The organism is Haladaptatus sp. (assembly GCF_049589095.1).
Taxonomy (GTDB): Archaea; Halobacteriota; Halobacteria; order Halobacteriales; family Haladaptataceae; genus Haladaptatus.
On sequence record NZ_JBAWAC010000649.1, the window covers coordinates 1 to 5,213 of the forward strand.

Genomic DNA, 5,213 nt, shown 5'->3' on the forward strand with positions numbered 1-5,213 from the left:
TCTCGGCGGTGAGCGGGTACGTCTCCGAGAGCGCACGCGGGAACGGACCGAACGGCGGGACGACGTTCCACGATTCGTCGTAGCGACTGCTCGGGTTCCCCTCGGTCAGAAGCACCCGACCCTCGGGATTCAGCCGCGAGAGTCGCTGATGGTGGCGAACGACTTCCGGTCGCGCCGCGCTCTCGCTGGAGAGATAGAAGAACGCTCCCTTCGAGGCCGGGTCGGTGCGTTCGAGTTGCGCCGCGTGATCGCCGAGCGCCCGGTAACCGTCGAGCATGGCCGGGTGGGCACGCGCGCGGTTCTCGACCAGTTCGAACAGGTTGCCCGTCCGAATCGCCTGCTTGATGGTCCGGATCTCCTCGAAGGTGACGTGGAGGTTGTGCTCCGCCAGCAGTCGCTCCCGCTCCTCGTCGCCACGACTTCGGATCTCCGCGGGCGTGTGGTTCGCACAGATCGGACACGAGCAGGGGAAGTAATCGAGGTCCTCCAACTGCTCCGTCCCGCGAACCGTCAGATAGCGGTCATCGCGGGCGTACAGCGCGTACGCCGCCGAGTCGAACAGGTCACAGCCCATGGCGACCGCCAGCGCGAACATCATCGGGTGGCCAGCACCGAACAGGTGCACCGGCGCGTCCGCACCCAGTCCGCGTTTTGCCCCCGCGACCACGTCCACCATGTCGCCATAGCGGTACTCGTTCATGAGCGGGACGACCGCACCGACCGGGAACACGTCCAGCAAGGTGTCCTCCGCATGGCGGCCCGCCGCCTCGCGCAGGTCGGGATACGTCGACCCCTGTACCGGTGCATTGACGAGCATGTCGCCCACATCGACCGTCTCCGCGAGTTCCAGTCGCTCTTGGGTCGTCGCGAGTTCGTCCTCCGCCTGTTCGCGGTCCACGTCCGGCGGCGTCGGAATGTCCACCGGCGTTCCGATGTCCGAGCCGATGTCGTGTTGGAACTGCAGGATTTCCTCGGTCGTCACCGTGATTTCGCCGTATTCTGCCAACTGGAACGACCCCGAGTCCGTCATGATGGCTCCGTCGAAGTCCAGCAGTTCGTGCAGGCCGACATCGAGCGCCTCGTCGCGGAAATCCTCGCTCTTGTAGAGGATGTAGGAGTTCGTGATGAGGATTTCCGCGCCGAATTCGGATTCGAGCCGCGACGGTTCGACCGTCTGCATGTGGGGGTTGACCACCGGCAACAGCGCGGGCGTCTCCACCGTCACGCCCGCCCGTGGGACGGTGAGTTCGCCGATTCGACCCCCGCCGTCCTGGTCGCGGATCTCGAAGTTCTCTCTGCTCATTACCCGCGATTGCAAGAGCGCGTGGGTAAGGGTTGCGCTACGGGATGGACTTCGAGGTCGCTTTCTTCGGTGGGGGGATGGGGCTGTTTCCGGATGTGCACTCTGAACTGGGGTGTTTGGTAGTATTATCGAGAGCACAGCGTCTTCGAGGGAGACGTAGAAAGCCCCGTCCGTTCGCTACGATGAGTCAGAATTGATCTTGGTCGGTTTGCGATTGCAGTTGCTGAGAGACGGACTTCGTCGCAGTAGCTGTGTTCTCACGAAAAGTAGGGTCATTTCGAAGCGAGCGTGACGAAGTCTCCCTCTCAGCACCAGAAGCCGCACAAGAATCAAACCCCTCCGTTCGTAGCGAGCGGTGACCAAACCTCCATCAACTCACGAAACACCCATTTCTCACCATCATGATAGCGGGATTTTTACCCTGCGGGTCCATCCCACCGGCTATGAACGAAGCCGAACTCGCGGAAAAAATCGATCACACGGTGTTGGGACCGGAGACGATCCTCTCGGACGTGAAGAAAGTGATGAACGAAGCGGAGGAGTACGGAATGAACGCGTGTATTCCACCGTGCTACGTCGCCGAGGCGGCCGAGTACCAGCCCGACGTGACGCTCGCGACGGTCGTCGGGTTCCCGCACGGACAGCACGCGACGGATGCGAAGCGCGAGGAAGCGGTGGTCGCGTGGGACGACGGCGCGGACGAACTGGACATGGTCATCAACGTCGGACGACTGAAGGCGGGCGAATACGACGTGGTGCGGGCGGATATCGAGGACGTCGTCGCCGCCGTGCCGGTTCCGGTGAAAGTCATCATCGAGACGGCGCTCCTCACCGACGAGGAGAAACACGACGCCTGCCGGTTGGCGAAGGAGGCGGACGCGGCGTTCGTCAAGACCTCGACCGGGTTCGCCGACGGCGGCGCTGAAGTCGCGGACGTGGAACTGATGGCGGAGTACCTGCCGGTCAAAGCCAGCGGCGGTATCGGCGACTACGAAAAAGCGAAGGCCATGCTCGACGCCGGTGCGGAGCGCATCGGCGCGAGCAGCGGCGTGGAAATCGTCGAGGATTTCCGCGGATAGGTACCGCGGACCGTCCCGCTCAGTCGTCGTCGCTCGGTTGTGGGCTCGGAGTGCCCTGTCGCGCCCTGCTCATCCACCCGTCGATGTGCTCGGCGACGTAGTCCCGTCCGCCCCAACCGAACGCCACACCGGCACCGATGGCGATGGCGGCCGCGAAGCCCCACGCGAGGGCGCGGGCGAAGAGGTAGAGGATGGCCACGTCGATTCCCATCGTGTCCAGACCGATGACGATGGCGGTGAAGTACAGGAACAGTCGGGTCCCCGTAGCGAACCAATTGGTGTAGTCTGTGTGAGTCGCCGCACGGGTTCGCATGATGGCGTCGCCGATGAAGTCAGCGACCACGAATCCCAGGATGATGACCAGCAGTCCAGCGATAAGCGCTGGCAGGTACGAAACCGCCGCCGCAACCCATAGCGATAGCCTGGGGATGGCGAGCACGTTCGCCGCCGCGAGGATCGCTAGCGCATAGACGAACCACGCGGCGAGTTTACCGAACGCACCGGACACGGCGCTTTCCGTTCCGCCGAGCATCCGGCCGAGCGGTGTGTCGAGTACCATTCTGTCGAGTTCGATCCTGTCGGCGATTCGGCGGACGACGGCGGCCGCGCCGCGTCCGATCACCCAGCCGATGAGCAGGATGACGATCGCGCCGACGAGACGCGGAAGCAGTGCGATGAACCCCGAAACGGGGTCTTGGACCCATGTCGGGAGTCCACCAGCTTGTAAAAGGATGTCGTATTGTGTCATGATTTGTTCTCTCCCCACGCAGTCACGTGGTTCACACGTTGATTGGGTCACAGTCAGTTTGTTGTTGGCCGCCTAAATCGTGCGAGTAGACGGGTAACGTCGAATGAATCCGGTTACGATTCTCGTCGGCTGGTGTCCGAAAAAGGGAACGAAACCCAGAATACTGATAGAAGAAATACAATATGGGCGCGAAACGGCGTGGACGAAAGAGTCAGCCTTCGCTGTGATTTCGGTCGTCTCCGCGTGCGGGGACACGAACCATTACCATCAGATGAGAAACCGATGACAGGATTTGGGAAGGATTCAGTCCTCTCGGAGCGCGTACAGCATCGACGAAGTCTTTCCCCCCCGTGGTGGCGACGAACGGCGTTCCGTCCGCGATGACGAACGCGTTCCGGACCGAATTCTCGAACTCGCGTTTCCAGCGCTTCGCCGAACCGGGTGTCCCCGACGCCCGAGTTCTCCATCGGGGAATGTGCACGTACCACACCGTTTGCGGCACGAACGCCACCCAACCGTCGCCCTTTTGCCCGCGTAGGCGAAAGCGAGGAGTGAATGGCCCGGTATCACATCGAAACCTACGGATGCACCTCGAACCGAGGTGAGAGTCGCCAGATAGAGTCCGCGCTGCGCGACGCTGGCCACTACCGTGTCGAGGGACCAGAGGGTGCGGACGTCGCTATCATGAACACCTGCACCGTCGTCGAGAAGACGGAGCGGAACATGGTTCGCCGGGCCAAAGAACTGCAATCGGAGACGGCGGATCTCATCATCACGGGCTGTATGGCGCTCGCACAGGGCGAGGAGTTCAGAACCGAGGGCGTGGACGCCCAAATCCTCCACTGGGACGATGTTCCCACGGCCGTCACGAACGGCGAATGCCCGACACCCGGCCCCGGCGTCGAACCCGTGCTGGACGGCGTCGTCGGCATCCTTCCCATCGCCCGCGGGTGCATGTCGAACTGTTCGTACTGCATCACGAAGCACGCGACGGGCAGGATCGAATCGCCGTCCGTCGAGGAGAACGTCGAGAAGGCCCGGGCGCTCGTCCACGCGGGCGCGAAGGAACTCCGGATCACTGGACAGGACACCGGCGTCTACGGGTGGGACCAAGGCGAGCGGAAACTCCACGTCCTGCTCGACCGCATCTGCAACGAGATCGAGGGCGACTTCCGGGTTCGGGTCGGCATGGCCAACCCGAAGGGCGTCCACGGCATCCGCGAGGAACTCGCGCAGGTGTTCGCCGAGAACGATGAACTGTACAACTTCATCCACGCGCCGGTGCAGTCCGGGTCGAACGACGTGCTCGGCGACATGCGCCGTCAGCATCAGGTCGAGGAGTACGTCGAAATCGTCGAGACGTTCGACGAGTATCTGGACTACTGGACACTCTCGACGGACTTCATCGTCGGCTTCCCCACCGAAACCGACGAGGACCACGAACAGAGCATGGCGCTTCTGCGAGAAACACGACCCGAGAAGCTCAACGTCACCCGGTTCTCCAAGCGACCGGGAACCGACGCCGCGGACATGAAGGGTCTCGGCGGGACGATCAAGAAGGAGCGCTCCAAGGAGATGTCCGAACTCAAGATGGACATCGTCGGCGCGGCCTACGACGACATGGTCGGCACCGAAAAGCGCGTGATGGTCGTGGAGGAAGGCACCGGCGACTCCGTGAAATGCCGGGACGGAGCCTACCGACAGATCATCGTCCAACACGCCTCCGAGCACGGCATCGAACCCGGCGACTTCCTCGACGTGGAAGTGACGAGCCACCAGACCGTCTACGCGTTCGGCAAACCGGTCTGAAACGTCGATAGCGGGGGGTTGGAGAGTTCTCTATCGTGTTCTTCGAGTGAGCGCGTTTTGTTTTCCCGCGATTTCAGTAGCGACTCCGATACCGGTCCAGAAATCACCTACCCGGTCACGCGAGCGAGGCGGCCATTCGGTGTCGGTACGACGGCGACAGCGCCGAGTGGTCGCTCCCCGACGACGCGGTGGCGAAACTCTCCAAGCCTGCTCCGAAGTTCGAACTCCAGACGTTCGACGCGACGATGGAAGGTTCGAACGCGAAGCTCACGTT

General features: G+C 62.6%; 4 protein-coding genes. 2 read left to right on the forward strand and 2 right to left on the reverse strand.

Annotated features, from left to right (window positions below):
• Positions 1–1,303 (reverse strand): tRNA guanosine(15) transglycosylase TgtA (gene tgtA, locus WBV42_RS20435; RefSeq protein ID WP_423987666.1); only part of this gene is annotated, 1,303 nt, incomplete at its 3' end.
• 443 nt (positions 1,304–1,746) lie between these two features.
• On the opposite strand from tgtA, the gene deoC reads away from it, so the two are divergent.
• Positions 1,747–2,382: a deoxyribose-phosphate aldolase gene (gene deoC / locus WBV42_RS20440; RefSeq protein ID WP_423987667.1), complete on the forward strand. Its 636-nt coding sequence runs from the start codon at positions 1,747–1,749 to the stop codon at positions 2,380–2,382.
• Positions 2,383–2,401: 19 nt separating this feature from the next.
• Here deoC and WBV42_RS20445 read toward each other — a convergent pair whose 3' ends face one another.
• Positions 2,402–3,130, reverse strand: coding sequence for a mechanosensitive ion channel family protein (locus tag WBV42_RS20445; protein ID WP_423987668.1), 729 nt, complete (start codon positions 3,128–3,130; stop codon positions 2,402–2,404).
• A gap of 555 nt (positions 3,131–3,685) precedes the next feature.
• On the opposite strand from WBV42_RS20445, the gene WBV42_RS20450 reads away from it, so the two are divergent.
• Entirely contained in the window at positions 3,686–4,939 is a 1,254-nt protein-coding gene (locus WBV42_RS20450; RefSeq protein WP_423987669.1) for a tRNA (N(6)-L-threonylcarbamoyladenosine(37)-C(2))-methylthiotransferase, read from the forward strand.
• The last annotated feature ends 274 nt before the right edge of the window (positions 4,940–5,213 follow it).